The sequence below is a fragment of the Rummeliibacillus suwonensis genome, from assembly GCF_007896435.1.
Taxonomy (GTDB): domain Bacteria; phylum Bacillota; class Bacilli; order Bacillales_A; family Planococcaceae; genus Rummeliibacillus; species Rummeliibacillus suwonensis.
This window is the reverse complement of record NZ_VCBL01000001.1, coordinates 284,346-302,487: the sequence shown is the minus strand read 5'-3', so window position 1 is coordinate 302,487 and position 18,142 is coordinate 284,346. Positions and strand designations below refer to the sequence as shown.

Genomic DNA, 18,142 nt, shown 5'->3' with positions numbered 1-18,142 from the left:
ATCATGCGTGACTTTGTACGATAGCATGAAGCATTGCGGAATACATGCATCGATACTGGCACAACGAGTAAAACGACGATATGATAATGGCACTAGATGCAAATATTAAAGGTCAATTAAAGCAATTACTTGCACTTCTTGAGAGCGATTTAGTATTAAAAGTGAGTGTAGGAGATGATAAAGTTTCAAAGGAAACATTGGAACTTGTCAACGAACTAGCAGAATTATCACCACGGATTACGGTGGAACATACACAATTAGAACGCACGCCAAGCTTTAGCATCAATAAAGCAGGCTCTGAAGAATCAGGCGTCGTGTTTGCCGGTGTACCACTTGGTCATGAATTTAATTCGCTCGTTTTAGCACTTTTACAAGTATCAGGTCGTGCGCCAAAAGTAGAAGATACAACGATTAAGCGTATTGAGGCTATTACGAAACCTGTCCATTTTGAAACATATGTCAGCCTTACATGTCATAACTGTCCAGATGTAGTTCAAGCATTGAATATTATGTCTGTGTTAAACCCTAATATTACACACACGATGGTTGAGGGAGGAGCTTATCAATCAGAGGTGCAAGAAAAAGATATTATGGGTGTTCCAACTGTTTATGCAGACGGTGAGTTTTTCGAAAGTGGTCGTATGTCACTTGAAGAAATTTTAAATAAATTAGGTGCCGCGTCTGATCCATCTGAATTTAATGATAAAGAACCATTTGATGTTCTTGTTGTTGGTGGTGGCCCTGCTGGTGCAAGTGCAGCGGTTTATACAGCACGTAAAGGAATTCGCACAGGTCTTGTAGCAGAACGTTTCGGTGGGCAAGTAAATGACACATTAGCGATTGAAAATATTATTGGCATTAAAGAAACAGAAGGCCCTGCTTTTGTAGCAAGTTTAGAGGCACATGTGGAAGCTTATCCAGTTGATATCATAAAAGACCAACGTGTGGTGAAAGTAGCCAAAAATGATCTAGTAGAAGTGACATTAGAAAATGGCGGTGTCCTAAAAAGTAAAACCGTGATTCTTTCAACGGGTGCTCGCTATCGTCAACTAGGTGTACCAGGTGAACAAGAATTCAAGACAAAAGGTGTCGCATACTGTCCACATTGTGACGGACCATTATTCAAAGGAAAAGATGTGGCAGTTGTTGGTGGCGGTAACTCTGGTGTAGAAGCTGCTATTGACCTTGCGGGTGTTGTCAATCATGTAACATTATTGCAACGTGGTCCGGAGTTAAAGGCTGACTCTGTTCTACAAAATCGTTTACGCAGCTTACCAAATGTAACAATTTTAACGAATGCTTTAACAAAGGAAATTACCGGTGATAAAACGGTCAATGGTTTAACATATATTGATCGTCAAACAAATGAGGAACACCATCTTACACTAGAAGGTGTATTCATTCAAATCGGTTTATTGCCAAATACAGAGTTTTTACAAGGTACACTCGAACTAAATAAATTGAATGAAATTATTGTTGATCCACACGGTGCAACAAGCATGCCAGGTGTTTTTGCAGCTGGTGACTGCACAAATTCAGCTTATAAACAAATCGTCATCTCCATTGGCTCTGGTGCAACAGCCGCTCTTGGTGCTTTCGATTATATGATTCGTTCTGATGTAAAGGAACCCGTGCAAGCATAATTCCTTTCATAGATACAAAAATGCCCCCAGTGAGAATTTCTCCTGAGGGCATTTTTAGTGCATTTCTTAAAGTAACAATAATCTTTACTCTCGTGGTTTGATCGCAATTTAATAAAAATAAAGTGCCATTGTTTTAAATGGATCATTTTAGTTAAAAACTTTGGCATAAAAAAGACGAAAACGTCGATTGAACACGTTTTCGCCTTTTCAATTTCTAATATTTCACTTCAAAAGATGCTCTATTCAATAGTTCTACTTTATCTACAGCTGGATAAGGTATCTCCTAATAATTTGTATAAGATAAAATGGCATTGTCTAAGCCTTCGATTTTTGCTGTTGCAGCTTCTCTATTAGTGTACTCAAACATACGAATGTCGTTAATATCATTAAAGATAGTGACTACCCACATGATTTCATTTCTCCTTTTTATTTATTGTGTATTAAAACAATCATTATTTTCCCCATGACTTTTGCAATCTGTTATACAACATATTTTCTAATCCTTATTCTACTCGGATTTCTATAAATGGCAAGTCTTTTTATACACTTTCACAGTTTGTTCACAACACATACCAAGCACCCAAACAATTCTGACAATAGCCGAACAATTAAAGCCCTAAATTCCTTGTTATTAGCCTTCTCAAAAGTAACAAATACCGGATGTTCAATCACAAAATCCCTTTCAACACATCCGATAATCCCTCTTTCCTCACTCCGCTACCCTTTATATTGAATGAATTCCTGTGCAAAAGAAAAGCGCGTTAGCCTAATCACTAACACACTTTCTTTATCATCATATTTATGAATCGTAAAAAAATTACAGTTTTAATCTAAATATTCTTTAGCTAATTGTTCGTTTTTATAAATTTCCATTCCGGTTTTCAATTTTCTAAAACCAAATTTTTTATAAAAAGTATCATTATGAACCGTTGAGATCAGATGTATGCAAGATACTAAATCTAACTGCTGCAGCATATCTTCAATAAGCATTCGAGCAATTCCCTGTCCTTGAAATTCCCGATGTACAACGACATCATAAATCGCAGCATTAAACACACCATCAGACAAAGCTCTTGCGAAACCAATAACTTGATGATTGTTTACTGCAAATACTTGATGTGTACTTGCATCAAATACTTTCTTTATGATTTTTTCATCATGCTTCATCCATCCAACAGATTGATACACCTTTTTTAACATTGCTATCTCATCTTCATTTATATCATATTTAAGAAATATCATATTTTTCACCCTTTGTCTTTAGTTACATGACCAACTGCTGATACCTTTACTAAATGATATCCAAAAATCATATGAAATTTCACATTTTTCTTTTAAAAAAATGGCTCTTTTTTGAGTCATCTTTTTCAAATTCTCATCAACTTCTTTGTAGATCAAGGATTTATATTTTACATTTGATCCTTTTGAATAAGAAATTATGAAACCAATTTGCTTATTTTATTCATTCTATATTCGCAACTGCTAAGACAAGTTTCGCATTAAAAATAGGCTACCACTTTCCAACTAGATTTTGGAGAATGGTAGCCTATCATATAACGATCAGATAATGTCTTGTACCTGTACTATAATAGCTGGTCTTTTCTAATTATTTTTTTCTTGTAAATGATCTAATTACCGCAATAATAGCAAGAATGAGTGCAACTATTGATAATGTTAAGGTAGTAGTTTGGGATCCAGATTTTTCGTTTTCAGTAGCAGATTCGGCTTTTTTTGTTTGTTCTACTTCTGCTTTTGTATCATCTTGAGTCGTTTTTGCTGGGGCCGCATGATCAGTTGCTGTTGTAATTTGAGTAATGGAGTGAGGCGTATCTGCATTTTCGTCACCTGTCCATTCTACAACAGTACCGTCTTTATAGTATTGATAGGCATCCCATGCAGCTTCTGTTTCTTTTTCAGGGTTTTTCGCAACAAAAGAAAATTGTTGGAATTGACCAGCTGTGATTCCTCCATTAGTTGCTTGCCAAGTAACTGTTTTTGTTTTTCCTGATGAATCTTTAGCTAGTGTAACCTTCCATCCTGGTACAGGTTGATATGATTCAAATTCAGTGCCTGCGGGAACCTTTAGCGTAACTTTTATTGTATTGATTTCCTTCTCCACAGGAACCTTGATTGTATAAGTTTCCCATGCTCCTGGTGCAGAAACTTCTGGTTTGACAGTTACGTGTGCACTCGCTGTTCCCGCAAAGATCATTAAAGCTAGACCTGATGACATAAGGCCTGCTGTCCATTTTTTAAATACTGTTTTCATTTTATTTCTCTCCTCGTATATTAGTAATAAGAAACAACTAATTTATTGGCTGCCCACAACGGGACTAAAATCGATATCATAGCTGTCTAGTGATGTTGTTAACAAATGCACGGTTATTTTCCACTTGCCAGCTATATTGATATACATACCTTTTGTTTGAAATACGCCTTGCCTTTGTTTGGGAACATCGATGTTACTTGCATCTAGCTCTGTATTTAAAGAGGTAAATGTAAGTTGTACCTTTTCAACATCAGTAACCGATTTACCCTTTGAATCCTTCAATACCACTTTAAATGCATTGACGCCTGCAATATTAGGACTAATCTGTAACGTTGCCGTATCTCCGTTATCCAGGGCAATCGTTTGTTTGAAAGGTCCGGGTGATGACATAGATGTTGGTAGATTTGTTAATATTGCTGCCACCATCATAACCACCAAGCCGATTCCAAATTCAACAGTTATTGTACGTGTAAGATCTTTATTGCCACGTTTTTTACTTTTCATATAGTGGAGGCCACCTAGAATAAGCATCATCAAAAACAATAAGACTTTGCCGATCAATGCCTTCCCATAATAAGTATGGAACAAGGAATAGAATGTAGGGACATATAACAGGCTGCCGTAAATCCCTGTTAATAAAATAAGGGCAGTCGCTCCTATAGCTAAAAATGAAAATCGATTGATGACATGCCAATAGCTATCTTTTTCGATTGGATCCATTGCTGTTTTACGTCTCTTTGGTAAAAGAAAAACTAAATAGAAAAGTGTTCCTATCCAAATAGATGCTGCCAATAAATGAAGGAAATCCATCGAAACAGCCATTATTTTATGCGTAGAAACAGCAGCATGGCTTGTTAAAGATTTTGTAATAAGTAAGGCTATGAAAAAGAGTATGCAAAGAGCCCCATTTTTGTATGAATAGAAAGATTTGTTTCGGCTAGCAAAATAGGTCGTGATTGAAAGCCCTACTATACAGGCCATTTGGATGACCCACATAAAACCAAATGACGTTTGTTTCAATGTTTCTGTTAGCAAATCCACATTGAATACCTCTGACCATGATACACCTGCATCAATCTTTGTCTGCAATGGTAGATTCAACAGCAAGCTGATAAACATTCCAAGCAATGATAGCCAAATCACTTTTTTACTCCATGAACGAATGGATTGAAAAACCTCATCTTGCCTTGCTTGATAAACGAAAAGATTAAAAATAATGCCTCCGATATATAATGCTAAACTGCTGAACAGGAGCCATCGCAGGAAAATCATATCAGACTTTGGTATGTAGTTCGAAGTTTCGGCCTTCACCATACTTAAACTGTTGTGAGAGGTGCCAATGCTAAATGGGATGACACCCTGTACTGGGTGACCGTCTGCTGAAACAACTTTCCATTGCATCGTATAGGATCCTTTGGGAAGTTTTTTAATTATCTTCGTCCCAATAATGGACTGATTTTCCTTGTTGATCTGTGATTTCTGTAATGGCACTTTCTTTCCTAAAGAATCTAGCACAATAATGGAATGAAAACCATTTTGAAGCGATTCGTTGAATTGAATGCGAATGCTTGATGGTGAAGTAGATAAGATTTCATTCTCCGCAGGGGTTGATTCTATGACAAAAGCGTGTGCCAATGCTACCTTTGGAAATAAGGTTATTACATATATACACAGCATGAACAAACCAATTAGACTGGTTAATCGATAAAAATTATTTTTTTTACTTTTCACTGTGGACATCGGCCATCACCATTCATCCTTATCGCTCTATTTGAAAATTTTCCGTTGTCTATTGACAACATGCCACACATCCTTTCTAGCCCTCTCCTAAATCAGCAATAGCTGGTACAAATCACTTTCATGAAAATTGATTTTCCAATAAGCCCCATAGTGATCCCACTGGAAGTTAGCTAAACCAAATGGGCATATATAGGCATCTTATATCCTATTTATCCCGCCTTAACGGGCAGTAAGACCCTTATTTCAAGATTTAGAGAGAAACGAGAAAGATAGATGGGGATCAACTGCCCGTAAAAGTTCGACTGGTTCGGGCGGGCATGATGTTGGTCACTCAGGTGTTGCCACAGGACGTGGCGTTTTTCACTTTCGTTCCTCTATCTATTTCAATGGGGGATGAAGAAAACCCCCACTGATGGAGTTTCACTTTACCCTCTGTGCTGGTGACTAGAGTCTTGCTGCTTGTTATTGAGAGGTAAAACTAATTGAAAAGCAGTATCATTATATAAAACAAATGTGAAATTTGAACGAAATCTTCAAAGATAAGTAAAAAAATAGAGGATCTTTCAATTTTACATGTTTACAATATAACAAATAAATAAACTTAAAACCTTTTGAAATATTTTTTGCACAGCTAGGAGGAATCATATGAAACGTATATTAATGGTAGAGGATGAAGAGAAAACGAGGACTTTACTTAATATCCACCTTCGAAGAATGTATCATCTAACACTTGTTGAGGATGGAATACAAGCCTTAAAAATAATAGATGAACAGTATTTTGACCTGATATTATTAGATGTCACACTTCCCTATATTGATGGCTGGACCGTTTGTGAGAAAGTGAGAAAACGTTTTGCAACACCCATCATTCTACTTTCAGAGTATACCGAATTAGCGGATCTACTGAAAGGGTTCAAATTAGGGGCTGACGATTATATAAAGAAGCCTTTTGAACTTTTAGAATTACAAGCGCGGATTAAAGCATTATTACATCGAACAGGGCTAACACCTAGAGAACAAGATACAAACCGTGTTATTACGTATGATCATGGCACATTTGTATTAGACTTCAATCGAAGAACAGTCTCTATCAATCAACAGGAAATAGCATTAACAGCAAAGGAATTTGAAGTGTTGGGATTATTGGCAGCATCGCCAGAACGCGTATTTACACGAGAAGAACTAATTGATCACATTTGGGCGGATAAAGATTTTCGAGATGTACGATCTGTAGATTCACAAATCAAAAATATCCGATTAAAATTCAAAAAAACAGATCCAGACATACAGATTATCAAAACCGTTTGGGGATTAGGCTACCAATTTATTCTACCTAAGCCCAAAAAATAGTGCCATATTTTATATTTTCCATACTTTCTCCATATTTTCTTCTTACTATAAGCATTAAATCGATAAAGTGAAGCTCCATCAGTGGGGGTTTTCTCCATCCCCCACTGATGGTTAGTTGAACCAATCGAACTTTTACGGTCAGTTGATCCCCCAGCTATCTTTTTCGTTTCTTTTTAAATCTTGAGATGGGGATCTTACTGCCTGTTAAAGCGGGATCAATTAAATTCGGAGAGATTGAATTTGGGAGGATGGATGATGTATGGAACATCATATGCAAAATAAAAAAGCATTGCTGATGAGTTTTCTCATTATTACAGCATTTATGATCATAGAGTTTATCGGCGGAGTAATGACTAACAGTTTAGCATTATTCTCAGATGCCGGGCATATGTTAAGTGATTCAATTTCATTGGGAGTAGGCTTGCTAGCATTTAAGTTCGGGGAAAAAGCTGTAAATGAACGAAAATCATTTGGTTATCAGCGGATGGAGATTTTAGCAGCTTTATTCAATGGTGTTTTATTGATCGTCATTTCTATATTGATCATGTGGGAAGCAATTCAGCGATTCGGTAATCCGCAAGGCGTGTCAAGTAATGGTATGTTAGTTGTTGCTACTATTGGAGCCGTAGTGAATATACTAGTTGCTTGGATTTTATTGAGGGCTGATACAAAAGAGAATATCAACATGCGAGCTACATTCTTACACGTATTGGGAGATTTACTCGGCTCAATTGGTGCTATTATCGCCGCTTTGCTGATCATGTATTTCGATTGGAAAATTGCCGATCCGATCGCTAGTTTAATCGTAGCACTCATCATTTTAAAAGGCGGATTCGGTGTATCAAAGGACGCTGTTCATGTGCTAATGGAAGGCACACCAGAGCATTTAGATGTAAAAATGATTCGAGAAAGGTTACTCCAAATACCTGACGTTGTAGGCATTCACGATTTTCATATATGGAATATTACATCTGACTTTCCATCAATCAGCTGTCATTTGGTGATCTCCAGCGATCAACATGATGTTGTTCTAAAGGAAGCGTTGACAGCATTACACGATATTTTTGGTTTAGAACATGCGACCATCCAAGTGGAAAACGAAAGTGCTCGCTTAGACCAATACGAACATCATTGTTGTAATTCGTATGAAGGGTACCACGTTATTTCAAAATAATTTTGTGAAAGCAAAATGATAAGATCGACGAAGCAAGATGATTGATGATCACGCCCTTAAATGGCAGTTGTATTTAAATGAACGAGAAAAAGTAGGGTTCGCGCAAAGATCATGGTCTAACTCAATCAGATGAAGCACATCATTTCGGGCAGTTTCTCAGATCTGAGTTCGGGGTTCAAACCGTACTTGGATCTTTATGCGTTTGCACAAGTCATTGAAACATTTGCCATTAAAACGATGATTCGTTTTCATCCATATCCCATCTCAATGATTTCATTAATTCCCGCTTTATAGTTCAATCTATATAATCAGGCACAAAGGCGTATTAGCCCAGCTGCTAACATCCTTTTTATGATTGCACTATCTTAATCGTACATTACGAATAACAAAGAAAACGATCGTGATCACATAGACGCCTAGAAAGATGATTATCTCCCAAATCCCTAAAGATAAGCGGTTTCCAAGTAATACATATGTATCCTTTAGTGAAAACGATGATAATAACAGGAGCGTTTCATTCTTTATGACATTACCCATTAACTGTACATTCGCTACTTGCGCTTCATTTGCTTTCGGTCCAAACCCTGGCATATTAAAATATTTTGGGTGTTTTTCTAATTGATGAAGGAATATCCAAAGTGCCAATCCTATTATTGGGATAAAAAAGATAAACCATTTCTGTGCCCATGCATCAGCCTTACCAAATACATTATAATGACTTGGCACTTGATCAGGTAAAGCTTGATAATTAGCAATGATTGCCGTAATGCAGACGCTCCAAACCATCAAGCTAATTACATTGAATGCTTGTTTCCATTTTATATAGTGATTGTTCATACCGTCCCCTGCCTCCTTCTTAGAATTCAGCATTGAAGAATCTTTTTTTACTTTTTTAAAATAGATCACACGTCACTAATCAATATTTTATAGAAATTCCTTAATATGTAATCAATATAATAGCATGTTTACACAAGCAACTACAAATAAAAGCTTCACTTAATACGATCATGATTTTTTATCCTGCTTTTATATACTAAACGTTAGCTTTTGGATCATGAACGTTAATATCAACATCTCATTCAACGTTTACGATCTATTTATTGCATTTCACGCCATAGGCATATCTTCATATTCTTATTTGTTGAAATTTATTAGAAAATAAGGGGAAAAGGCTGAAAATATTTTTATAGTGCAAACCACAACTCCCAGAACCCATTACCACTTTCTCCACTCAATCACATCATTCACATAAAAACGTTCGCCAATCAGCTCTTCGCAAGCTGCAAATATTTTCTCGATCATCGTCGTGCTGGATGCCAAAATTCTCATGGTCATTCCCCTCACACTTAGCACACTTACGCCAATCCTAGCCTGATTTGAAAAAGCTTCGAGCTTATCTCTAAGATCTTCCACAAAGTGCTCATTGACCTTGGGGTGAATGAAAAAAAGTGTGCCGATATGAGAATATTCTTCTAAATACATTAGCTGTTCAAACTTTTCGTCTGGCTCTAATAACAGGTGATCAAACACAACAAGCGTGTCATCAACAAAGATTTGCATTTTGGATGTGACCCTCTCATATTGAAACATCCTACCATCCTCAGCCCATCCAGGTGTGATGGTATCCGAGTAAAAGAACGTAGCAGAAGAGCTCATATGTACATGGGTTTGCTGTATAAAATTTGCGTCTTTATAAGGAATCAATGCATCTTGCTTCACAAATAATTCACTATTGTTTTTTAACGTATAATTGGTCGATTGCCTAACGCCAAAGTTTTTTGATTTATACACTTTGGTTGAAGCTTGTGTCGTAATGGCAAGGCGAGCGGATTCATGGACAGTCATATCTGTATGATACATGTCACCATCTACATAGCCGCCGCCAACATGGATCAAGATGAGAAGCGGCATACCGCTCGATAAGTAAACGGGCCTTGTGATTTTGAATACCCCATCAAACAAACTATTGGTCATGATCGACTTACCGTTTTTATTTCCTACTTCTACTTGCAAATAGCCTGTATATGTCATGCTTCTAATCCCATAAGAAATGCTTCACGACGAATCCATTCCACGACTTCGGCAACCCCTGTACCATCCTTTAAGTTTGTAAAAATAAACGGTTTTTCGCCACGCGTCGTAATTGTATCTTTTTTCATAATCTCCAGATCTGCTCCTACATATGGGGCTAGATCAATTTTATTGATAATAAATAAATCTGACTTGATCATCCCTTGTCCGCCTTTTCGCGGGATTTTTTCCCCTTGAGCAACATCAATGATATAAATGGAAAAGTCGACTAACTCTGGAGAGAAGGTCGCAGCAAGATTATCACCCCCACTCTCGATAAAAATCAACTCTAGATGGGGATGACGTTCATTCAATTCATCTATCGCTGCGAAATTCATCGAAGCATCTTCACGAATAGCTGTATGTGGACATCCACCTGTCTCTACCCCGATAATGCGGTCTTCTGGCAGAGCTCCATTTTTTATCAGAAACAAGGCATCCTCTTTCGTATAAATATCATTCGTAATAACGGCGATCTCGATATCCTTCATTAATGCACGCGTCAATTGATCGACTAAAAGTGTTTTTCCAGCCCCAACAGGCCCTCCAATACCAATTCGGATAGGTTCCCCCATAATTTTCATCCTTTCGTTTGATAATTCACGACATAAAAAGCCGGACAGAAAGTTGTTCATGTTTCATTTGAGCGATTTCTAACCCTGGTGCACAACCTCCAAAGTCTTCTTCTTTTGCATGTAAAATCGTTTCTGCTTGCTTTCTTAAAAACGGCTGCATTTCCAGTAATATTTTTTGTCCATCCGTTTGTCCAAGTGGGATACCTCTTACTCCATTTTGGATAAGCGAGGATATCGTCGTGAATAAATAAACAGATAGCGTTGTCTTTAGATCGATTTCCAACGCCTCGCACACAATAGCAAAAACGATCGCACTATGACCATGTCGTTCTTTTTGTTTTATTTTCGACTCATATAGTTGGAGCAATTCGATGTCATAAAGTGCATTCATCACTTTGGCTAATTGCCGCCCGATTCGTTTATTGCCTTCTCTAGTTTCTTTCGCAGCACTCAGTGCATATAAGGCTTGATCAAGCTCCCATACTTTTTGGAATTGATTTTCTTGAATCGCTTCATAGGCTAAGCGGCAAGCCAAACCATCTGTATAAATGCATTGACTATAAACATATTGCTTTAACGCATATAAGAATGACTCTTTATCGGTCATTTTATCTTCTTGAATATACGTTTCTAGCCCGAAAGAATGCGAAAAAATCCCTGACGGAAAATTGGAATCGCAAATTTGCAGTAATTGAAACAGTCGATCAGTCATGGGCATGTCCTATATGTTTAAAGGCTTTCTTCATTTTACGGTTTTCTCGAGCAAACGGAATCTCTAAATCTTGCAATAGCTTTTCTACTAAATAATCATATTGCACGATCATTTCATCATCCTCAAATTGTGCGGGTAAATGGCGATTGCCAAGCTGATGAGCGATATCACCCATTTGCGTCAGATTGGTGGGTTTAATGACGAGTACATCATCCGCTAACACACTGATAATGATCGTATTCCTTTCGTCCTGATATAAAATATCTCCATCCTTTAGTATTGAGCCTTCTTTTAGACGAATGCCTAATTCGTTGCCATGATCGGTCTTTACTCGCAGAATTTTCTTTAGCAAATCGTCACTTCTTACATATACCCGTTCGATATGCGTTGTTGGTTTATCGAGTTTATGAATATTTCCCACTACTTTTTCAATTATCATCTGGATCACCTCAAAATAAAAAATATCTTTGCGCTAAAGCAACCTTTGCATCTGGTGCACATGTGATTAGTTCACCATTTACCTTCACCTCATAAGTTTGCGGGTCCACTTCAATATTGGGTGTTTCACTATTAAATTTCATATCTTTTTTTGTTAATTGGCGCGTATTATGGACAACAGCGATCCGCTTCTTCAATCCCAGCTTTTCATGTATCCCTAATTCATAGGCTGCCCTTGAAAGAAACGTAAATGATGTCGTATGCTTCGCCTGTCCAAAGCTGCCAAACATCGGACGATAGATCTCTGGCTGCGGGGTTGGGATGGAAGCGTTCGGATCGCCCATCACACTCCATGCGATCATGCCGCCTTTGATGATCAATTCTGGCTTAACACCAAAAAAGGCCGGCTGCCATAGTACAAAGTCCGCTAATTTTCCTACTTCTACCGAACCTACATAATCAGCTATTCCATGAGTAATCGCGGGATTGATGGTGTATTTCGCTATATATCTTTTGACCCTTGCATTATCATTTGTTTCTCCAGCAACGAGTTCCCCACGCTGACGTTTCATTTTGTCCGCAGTTTGCCAAGTTCGGATGATGACCTCGCCCACTCTTCCCATCGCCTGAGAATCAGAGCTGATCATACTAAACACCCCAAGATCATGAAGAATATCTTCTGCGGCAATGGTTTCCTTTCTAATTCTTGAATCGGCGAACGCCAAATCTTCTGGAATGGATGGATCTAAATGATGGCAGACCATCAGCATATCTAGATGCTCTGCAATGGTATTGACGGTAAATGGTTTCGTTGGATTTGTTGAAGAAGGGAGTATGTTTGGAAAAGATGCAGCTTTCATAATATCTGGTGCATGTCCGCCTCCAGCCCCCTCTGTATGGTAGGTATGAATCACACGTCCATTGATGGCACGAAGCGTATCCTCTACGAAACCGCCTTCGTTGAGGGTATCAGTATGTATAGCCACTTGAACATCATATTGATCAGCAACGGATAATGCAGTGTCAATATTGGAAGCTGTTGACCCCCAATCCTCATGCAGTTTTAACCCGATCGCACCAGCCTCTATTTGCTCAATAAGTGCTTGCTTACCAGAAGAATTCCCCTTTCCTAAAAATCCGATATTCATCGGAAATGCCTCCGCTGCTTTTAGCATATTGTGTATATTCCATTCTCCCGGTGTACAAGTCGTTGCATTTGTCCCCGTTGCAGGACCTGTTCCGCCGCCAATCATCGTTGTAATACCTGACTCAGTCGCTGTTTGAATTTGCTGCGGGCTAATAAAATGGATGTGGGTATCGATTCCGCCTGCTGTTAAAATCATTCCTTCTCCCGCGATTACCTCGGTCGATGCACCAATCACTATGTCTATATGGTCCATTAATAGTGGGTTCCCTGCCTTGCCAATTGCTGCGATCATGCCATCTTTCACACCAATATCCGCTTTATAGATCCCTGTATAATCAACAATCATCGCATTCGTTATAACAACATCGACTGTCTCAGATCGCAGCGCTAGTGGATGTTGGCCCATCCCATCTCGTATTACCTTTCCGCCGCCAAACTTTACCTCATCCCCATAAGTGGTATAATCTTTTTCAATTTCAATAAACAGTTCTGTATCGGCTAATCTTACTTGATCGCCTACAGTCGGTCCAAACATATCAGCATATTGCTGGCGAGACATTTTAAAACTCATGTTTATTCCTCCTTATCTAACACACCATTGGTCAAATTATTCAGACCATACACTTTACGCTCGCCCGAAAATGGGATCAGCTGCACCTCTTTGCTATCTCCCGGTTCAAACCGCACTGCCGTACCTGCTGGAATATCTAACCTCATTCCAAATGCCTTTTCCCGATCAAAATCAAGCATTTTATTAATCTCATAAAAATGAAAGTGGGAGCCAATCTGTACAGGTCTATCTCCTCTATTTAATACCTCTATTTGAATAGATGGCTTTCCTTCGTTACAAATAATAGGGGCTTGTTTTAATTTATATTCGCCTGGTATCATCTTCCACCCTCTCTTCTATAGTCTTATTGAATTGGGTCATGCACGGTTACTAATTTAGTCCCATCAGGAAAGGTCGCCTCGACTTGAATATCCGAGATCATCTCTGGTATCCCCTCCATGCAATCTTCCCTTTTTAAAATATGCCTGCCATATTGCATAAGCTCTGACACCGATTTTCCATCTCTCGCTCCTTCCATGACCTCATACGTAATAATGGCAACTGCTTCTGGATAATTTAATTTCAATCCCCGCTTCATACGTCGCCTTGCTAAATCATTTGCCAGTACGACCATTAGTTTTTCCTGCTCTCTTGCTGTCAGCTTCATAAGTTCATCTCCCTACATACACAGCAGAATGTCTTTACCAAATCCTCCTCCCTTATTGATACGTATATGTTTTCTGCCATCATGATTTCTTTATACAAATGTAGTAGTCACACGATAAATAAGTGAATTTTCAAACTATTTGTTTTATACTGCTTTTCAAGTGGAATCAAGTAAAATTTGCAATGATAGTGGTTGCCTTTTTAAAGTTCGATGGGCATCTCTCTTAATATAATTGGATAATCGATAGTTAAATTCCTTCTATTTTAAAAACAATATGTGCCAGGCAATGGTCTTTGCTTGGCATCCAACAGAATATTTAGAGTGTTACTACTTATATGGTTCTGAGTCTCATTTTATTTTTGTCACCGATTCGAGCAAATTCCGTCTAAATACTATAGAGCGATTATAAAAGGAGATGAATCGTTTGGATTTAGAAGAACAAATTTCAAATTGGTATGAAGAATTTGGAAATAGCATATTTACATATATTTATTTCAACACCAAAGATTACTACTTAGCAGAAGATATACTTCAAGAAGTATTTATAAAAGCATATAAAAATTACGGGGAATTTAAGGAGAAATCAAGTTTGAAAACATGGATTTTTACAATAACTCAAAATACGACTGTAGATTATCTTCGAAAGAAAAATATTTTTAAGTATTTTAAAGAACTCACATTCAATATACAAGACACACAACCATTGCCAGACGAAGTGGTTCAATTGAATGAAAACGAAATACAATTGTACTATGCATTACAAAAAGTTAAATTGGACTATCGTCAAGTTATTCTATTAAGAAAAATTAAGGGTTTTTCAACTAAAGAAACGGCTAGTATATTAGGATGGTCCGAAAGTAAGGTAAAAACAAATTTAAAAAGAGGTTTAGAACAATTAAAAGAACAGTTGGTTAGAGGAGGATTCAATTATGAAGAAATCCAACGATATAAATAAACTAAATACAAATTTAGAACACTTTGAATTGCAACTAAAGCCAAAAGTTCGTGAGCAGCAAAAAGGAAAGATTATTTCTGCTATTAAAAAGAGAAAACCTACAAAAAAGAAAAACAAATTAAAAATAAGTCTGGTTGTGAGTATCTTACTTTTAATCATAACATCTCCTCTATATTCCTCTACAGCTGCCAAGTTTGTAGAAAAGATAATCCCTATTAATATCAATAATGACAAGCAATCAAGAATAGATATAAATATCATTAAACTGATAAAGCAATCGGGTTACGACTATGAAAGTGTGAATATATCACCAAACCCGTTCACACTTGGGATTGTACTTATTCCGTCTGAAATTAATTTAGAAGAAAAGAAGGAAGTTTTATTACCTAAGATTCATGAATTCTTAGAAAAGGAACATATTGATGATTATAAAATCAACATTAGTGAAAAGAAGTCAATGAAGGAAAAGAATATAAGTATCAAAAACAAAAGCACCACAGTGAAACCTACTCAAAATATTCAATGGCCTAAAATCGTCAGTCATATATATATTGCTTTAGGAGGGAAAAAAACTTATCAAATCAAAAGCATAAGCTACAGTGAAGAGGAAAATGCTGTATTGATTAAAATATATACCAAATTAGGTAATAACAAAGATTCACTAATGAAAGTAAATAATATGGAAAAAGCCCTTAAGGAATATTTTTCAAAAAAATCTACTAAGAAAATGATGAAAAGCTCAAACTACAAATTACGCATTTATAGTGATGAAAAAGATATATTAAAAGAAATAAAGGGATGATATTTATCAATAACCGTATAGAAAGGAGAAATTATGATGAAAAATAAGTACAATAAATATATTCAAAATCTTTATAGGAAACGATTACAAGAAAAGAAAGAACTAGAAAGAGATTTTGTAATAATACTGCTTTTATTATTATTTATTGGTGTGGTAATTATTATTGGTAATTACATTGGGGATCCATAAATAAAATTTTTGATCACTACCGGTTACGGATTATACAGATAATAAAAAAAGAGAATCCCTCTTCTCAATGTTAGAATATTCACCGAGCTCATTCAGCAATTAAATACCACTTTAGATCATTACTTTTATCTACAACATAAATATAATTTTCAGCACAGATGCACGAAAGAACGCCAATGTTTATAAACATATTTTACATTTTTGTTTATAGTAGTATATAGAGAGAGGAGAATGTATATGGAGAGGAAATTCGGTTTAATATCTGTACTTATCTTCGTAATTTCAGCCTCAGTTTATGTTGTTTCAATGTTTAAATTTAAGTACCTCTTTAAACAAATATAACTAATGAGTAAGGAGTGGGAATATGTATACATTATTCCAATACATCGCAATATATTTGACGCCTATCTTAAGTATTGTGTTCTGTATAAATCTAGTATCTATATTAAAAAAAGTGAATAAAAATGAAGAGATTTTAAAAAACACTTTATGGCTATCTATATCATTTCTATTGATCATATGGAGTATGGCTTATTTATTAGCGTTTAGCCAAATAGAAGGTTAATGCAAAAGTATTTCAGTAGCTAGAAATCCAGACCAATTTAAAATTCCACTTAGGATTTTAAATTAGTTTAAATTTTTTTATTCTATAAAGGTAAATTATTCGGTTTATGAAGATCTAATTTATTTTTACATCCTTTTAGTGAGGATTTTTATGATCAGATACTCTAAGTTATAAACAACTAATTTTAAAGGGAGATGAAACTATGGAAAAAGGATATGTTATTTTTGGTGGAGTAGCTATTTTAGTAGGTATTATTATCCTCTATTCTACTGCCATTTTTACGGCTAATTCTGAATTAGTTCATGGTATAGAGGCTGTTGCTCTAAAAGATTACAGGTTTACTTATTATGCAATTGCGTGTTTTATTTTGGGTGTAATCTCAATTTTAATAGGCTTTATCAATTCTTTAAAATTAGGTAAAAAATAGAAATAAAAAATTACAATATCAAGTTAGACACTTATTTTTAATACATCCAGGACCGTATATTGATGAATGTTGGTCTAGGGTATGTATTAATTCAGATGTCACCATTGTTATTAAAAACCCTTGAAGCTTCTGGTAATGCAGTACAGCCATTGTAAAAAAATCGCCTCTTCCACAATTGGTTGAGGAGTTAGTTTTATTCGTGATATGACGCTTCTTTGACCTCTGACTTTCTATATTCTATGGCTTGATTTCCTCATTCATCCATTTAAATAAATAGATGTTTGAATATCGTAAAAATTCGGTTGCTCCCATAAATACTACTCGATATACAGTTTCTCAAATTACCTACTCAACAAAGTTATTTTTATACTGTATTGATATAAGTGCATTTTAGATATTATTCAATTAATATACAACGGTAGCATGATATATATTAATCAATTTATCTATGATATATTATTAAAAAAGGAGGATAATGTATGAAAAGGAATATAATTATATCAATATTAATTGTTTGTTCCAGTATTATTGTTTACTTAATTATTGCTGGTAATTTTTTAAGCTCTGTAAATTCACTTGGTCTGATAATTGTTTCTTTATTGGCTTTTACAATTAGCCTATTAATAGATATTAAAGGAGAAATTAAAAAAAGAACCTTTAAAAAGGCAAGAACCGCATTATTTTAATATATGGAAGGTTAGTATAATCACAAGCGGATTTATAGTGGAATTGATTATCTTAATCCAGATGAATCCGAAAAGATATGCCGACTTTCAGCGTAATAACTAAGGCAAACGATTAACCCCTACCCATATTTTGGTGCGCAACTTTTATGAATTATTCGCTTCACATCCCAAGTATGGTCAAAG

General features: G+C 36.2%; 20 protein-coding genes. 8 read left to right on the top strand and 12 right to left on the bottom strand.

All coding sequences use genetic code 11. From position 1 onward, the window contains the following. Positions 1-86 precede the first annotated feature (86 nt). Entirely contained in the window at positions 87-1,643 is a 1,557-nt protein-coding gene (gene ahpF, locus FEU33_RS01395; RefSeq protein WP_146547676.1) for an alkyl hydroperoxide reductase subunit F, read from the top strand. A 283-nt stretch (positions 1,644-1,926) separates the two neighbouring features. Here the strand turns inward: ahpF and FEU33_RS19235 are convergent, their stop codons facing one another. From FEU33_RS19235 to FEU33_RS01380, 4 genes are all read right to left on the bottom strand, one after another. Continuing rightward, a complete protein-coding gene (locus FEU33_RS19235; protein WP_255473181.1) occupies positions 1,927-2,052 on the bottom strand; it encodes a hypothetical protein in 126 nt (41 codons plus the stop codon). Positions 2,053-2,468: 416 nt separating this feature from the next. Further along, complete coding sequence (locus tag FEU33_RS01390; protein WP_146547675.1) at positions 2,469-2,885, bottom strand: GNAT family N-acetyltransferase; 417 nt, start codon at positions 2,883-2,885, stop codon at positions 2,469-2,471. A 364-nt stretch (positions 2,886-3,249) separates the two neighbouring features. After that, on the bottom strand, positions 3,250-3,912 hold the full coding sequence (locus tag FEU33_RS01385) for a YcnI family copper-binding membrane protein (protein ID WP_146547674.1): 663 nt from the start codon (positions 3,910-3,912) through the stop codon (positions 3,250-3,252). Positions 3,913-3,954: 42 nt separating this feature from the next. Continuing rightward, positions 3,955-5,652, bottom strand: a complete 1,698-nt coding sequence (locus FEU33_RS01380) for a copper resistance protein CopC (protein ID WP_146547673.1) — start codon at positions 5,650-5,652, stop codon at positions 3,955-3,957. Between the two features lie 645 nt (positions 5,653-6,297). Between FEU33_RS01380 and FEU33_RS01375 the strand changes: the two genes are divergently transcribed. Continuing rightward, positions 6,298-7,002, top strand: coding sequence for a response regulator transcription factor (locus FEU33_RS01375; protein WP_146547672.1), 705 nt, complete (start codon positions 6,298-6,300; stop codon positions 7,000-7,002). Between the two features lie 259 nt (positions 7,003-7,261). Next, entirely contained in the window at positions 7,262-8,176 is a 915-nt protein-coding gene (locus FEU33_RS01370) for a cation diffusion facilitator family transporter (protein ID WP_146547671.1), read from the top strand. Positions 8,177-8,536: 360 nt separating this feature from the next. On the opposite strand, the gene FEU33_RS01365 is transcribed toward FEU33_RS01370, so the two are convergent. The 8 genes from FEU33_RS01365 to FEU33_RS01330 all read right to left on the bottom strand — a co-directional run bounded on the left by FEU33_RS01365 (position 8,537) and on the right by FEU33_RS01330 (position 14,335). Beyond that, positions 8,537-9,013, bottom strand: coding sequence for a DUF1648 domain-containing protein (locus FEU33_RS01365; RefSeq protein ID WP_186731283.1), 477 nt, complete (start codon positions 9,011-9,013; stop codon positions 8,537-8,539). A gap of 378 nt (positions 9,014-9,391) precedes the next feature. Beyond that, positions 9,392-10,207 carry an urease accessory protein UreD gene (locus FEU33_RS01360; RefSeq protein ID WP_146547669.1) on the bottom strand — a complete coding sequence of 272 codons (816 nt, stop codon included), beginning with the start codon at positions 10,205-10,207 and terminating at the stop codon, positions 9,392-9,394. Further along, on the bottom strand, positions 10,204-10,821 hold the full coding sequence (ureG, locus tag FEU33_RS01355) for an urease accessory protein UreG (protein WP_146547668.1): 618 nt from the start codon (positions 10,819-10,821) through the stop codon (positions 10,204-10,206). The genes FEU33_RS01360 and ureG overlap by 4 nt, the downstream gene beginning before the upstream one ends. A 25-nt stretch (positions 10,822-10,846) precedes the next feature. Next, entirely contained in the window at positions 10,847-11,533 is a 687-nt protein-coding gene (locus tag FEU33_RS01350) for an urease accessory protein UreF (protein WP_146547667.1), read from the bottom strand. Continuing rightward, on the bottom strand, positions 11,526-11,972 hold the full coding sequence (gene ureE / locus FEU33_RS01345) for an urease accessory protein UreE (protein ID WP_146547666.1): 447 nt from the start codon (positions 11,970-11,972) through the stop codon (positions 11,526-11,528). The genes FEU33_RS01350 and ureE overlap by 8 nt, the downstream gene beginning before the upstream one ends. A gap of 10 nt (positions 11,973-11,982) precedes the next feature. Next, positions 11,983-13,689: an urease subunit alpha gene (gene ureC / locus FEU33_RS01340; protein ID WP_146547665.1), complete on the bottom strand. Its 1,707-nt coding sequence runs from the start codon at positions 13,687-13,689 to the stop codon at positions 11,983-11,985. 2 nt (positions 13,690-13,691) lie between these two features. Then, complete coding sequence (locus FEU33_RS01335) at positions 13,692-14,009, bottom strand: urease subunit beta (RefSeq protein WP_146547664.1); 318 nt, start codon at positions 14,007-14,009, stop codon at positions 13,692-13,694. Positions 14,010-14,032: 23 nt separating this feature from the next. Then, positions 14,033-14,335 (bottom strand): urease subunit gamma, encoded by a 303-nt coding sequence (locus tag FEU33_RS01330; protein WP_146547663.1) that lies wholly within the window; start codon positions 14,333-14,335, stop codon positions 14,033-14,035. A gap of 424 nt (positions 14,336-14,759) precedes the next feature. Here FEU33_RS01330 and FEU33_RS01325 point away from each other — a divergent pair, with 424 nt between their 5' ends. The 5 genes from FEU33_RS01325 to FEU33_RS01310 all read left to right on the top strand — a co-directional run bounded on the left by FEU33_RS01325 (position 14,760) and on the right by FEU33_RS01310 (position 17,959). Beyond that, positions 14,760-15,290, top strand: coding sequence for an RNA polymerase sigma factor (locus FEU33_RS01325; RefSeq protein ID WP_146547662.1), 531 nt, complete (start codon positions 14,760-14,762; stop codon positions 15,288-15,290). Further along, positions 15,265-16,092, top strand: a complete 828-nt coding sequence (locus tag FEU33_RS01320) for a hypothetical protein (RefSeq protein WP_146547661.1) — start codon at positions 15,265-15,267, stop codon at positions 16,090-16,092. Before FEU33_RS01325 ends, FEU33_RS01320 begins: the two co-directional genes overlap by 26 nt. 36 nt (positions 16,093-16,128) lie before the next feature. Beyond that, positions 16,129-16,281, top strand: coding sequence for a hypothetical protein (locus tag FEU33_RS18610; RefSeq protein ID WP_186725934.1), 153 nt, complete (start codon positions 16,129-16,131; stop codon positions 16,279-16,281). Between the two features lie 767 nt (positions 16,282-17,048). Then, positions 17,049-17,273 carry a hypothetical protein gene (locus FEU33_RS01315; protein WP_146547660.1) on the top strand — a complete coding sequence of 75 codons (225 nt, stop codon included), beginning with the start codon at positions 17,049-17,051 and terminating at the stop codon, positions 17,271-17,273. A gap of 479 nt (positions 17,274-17,752) precedes the next feature. Then, a complete protein-coding gene (locus FEU33_RS01310; protein WP_146547659.1) occupies positions 17,753-17,959 on the top strand; it encodes a hypothetical protein in 207 nt (68 codons plus the stop codon). The last annotated feature ends 183 nt before the right edge of the window (positions 17,960-18,142 follow it).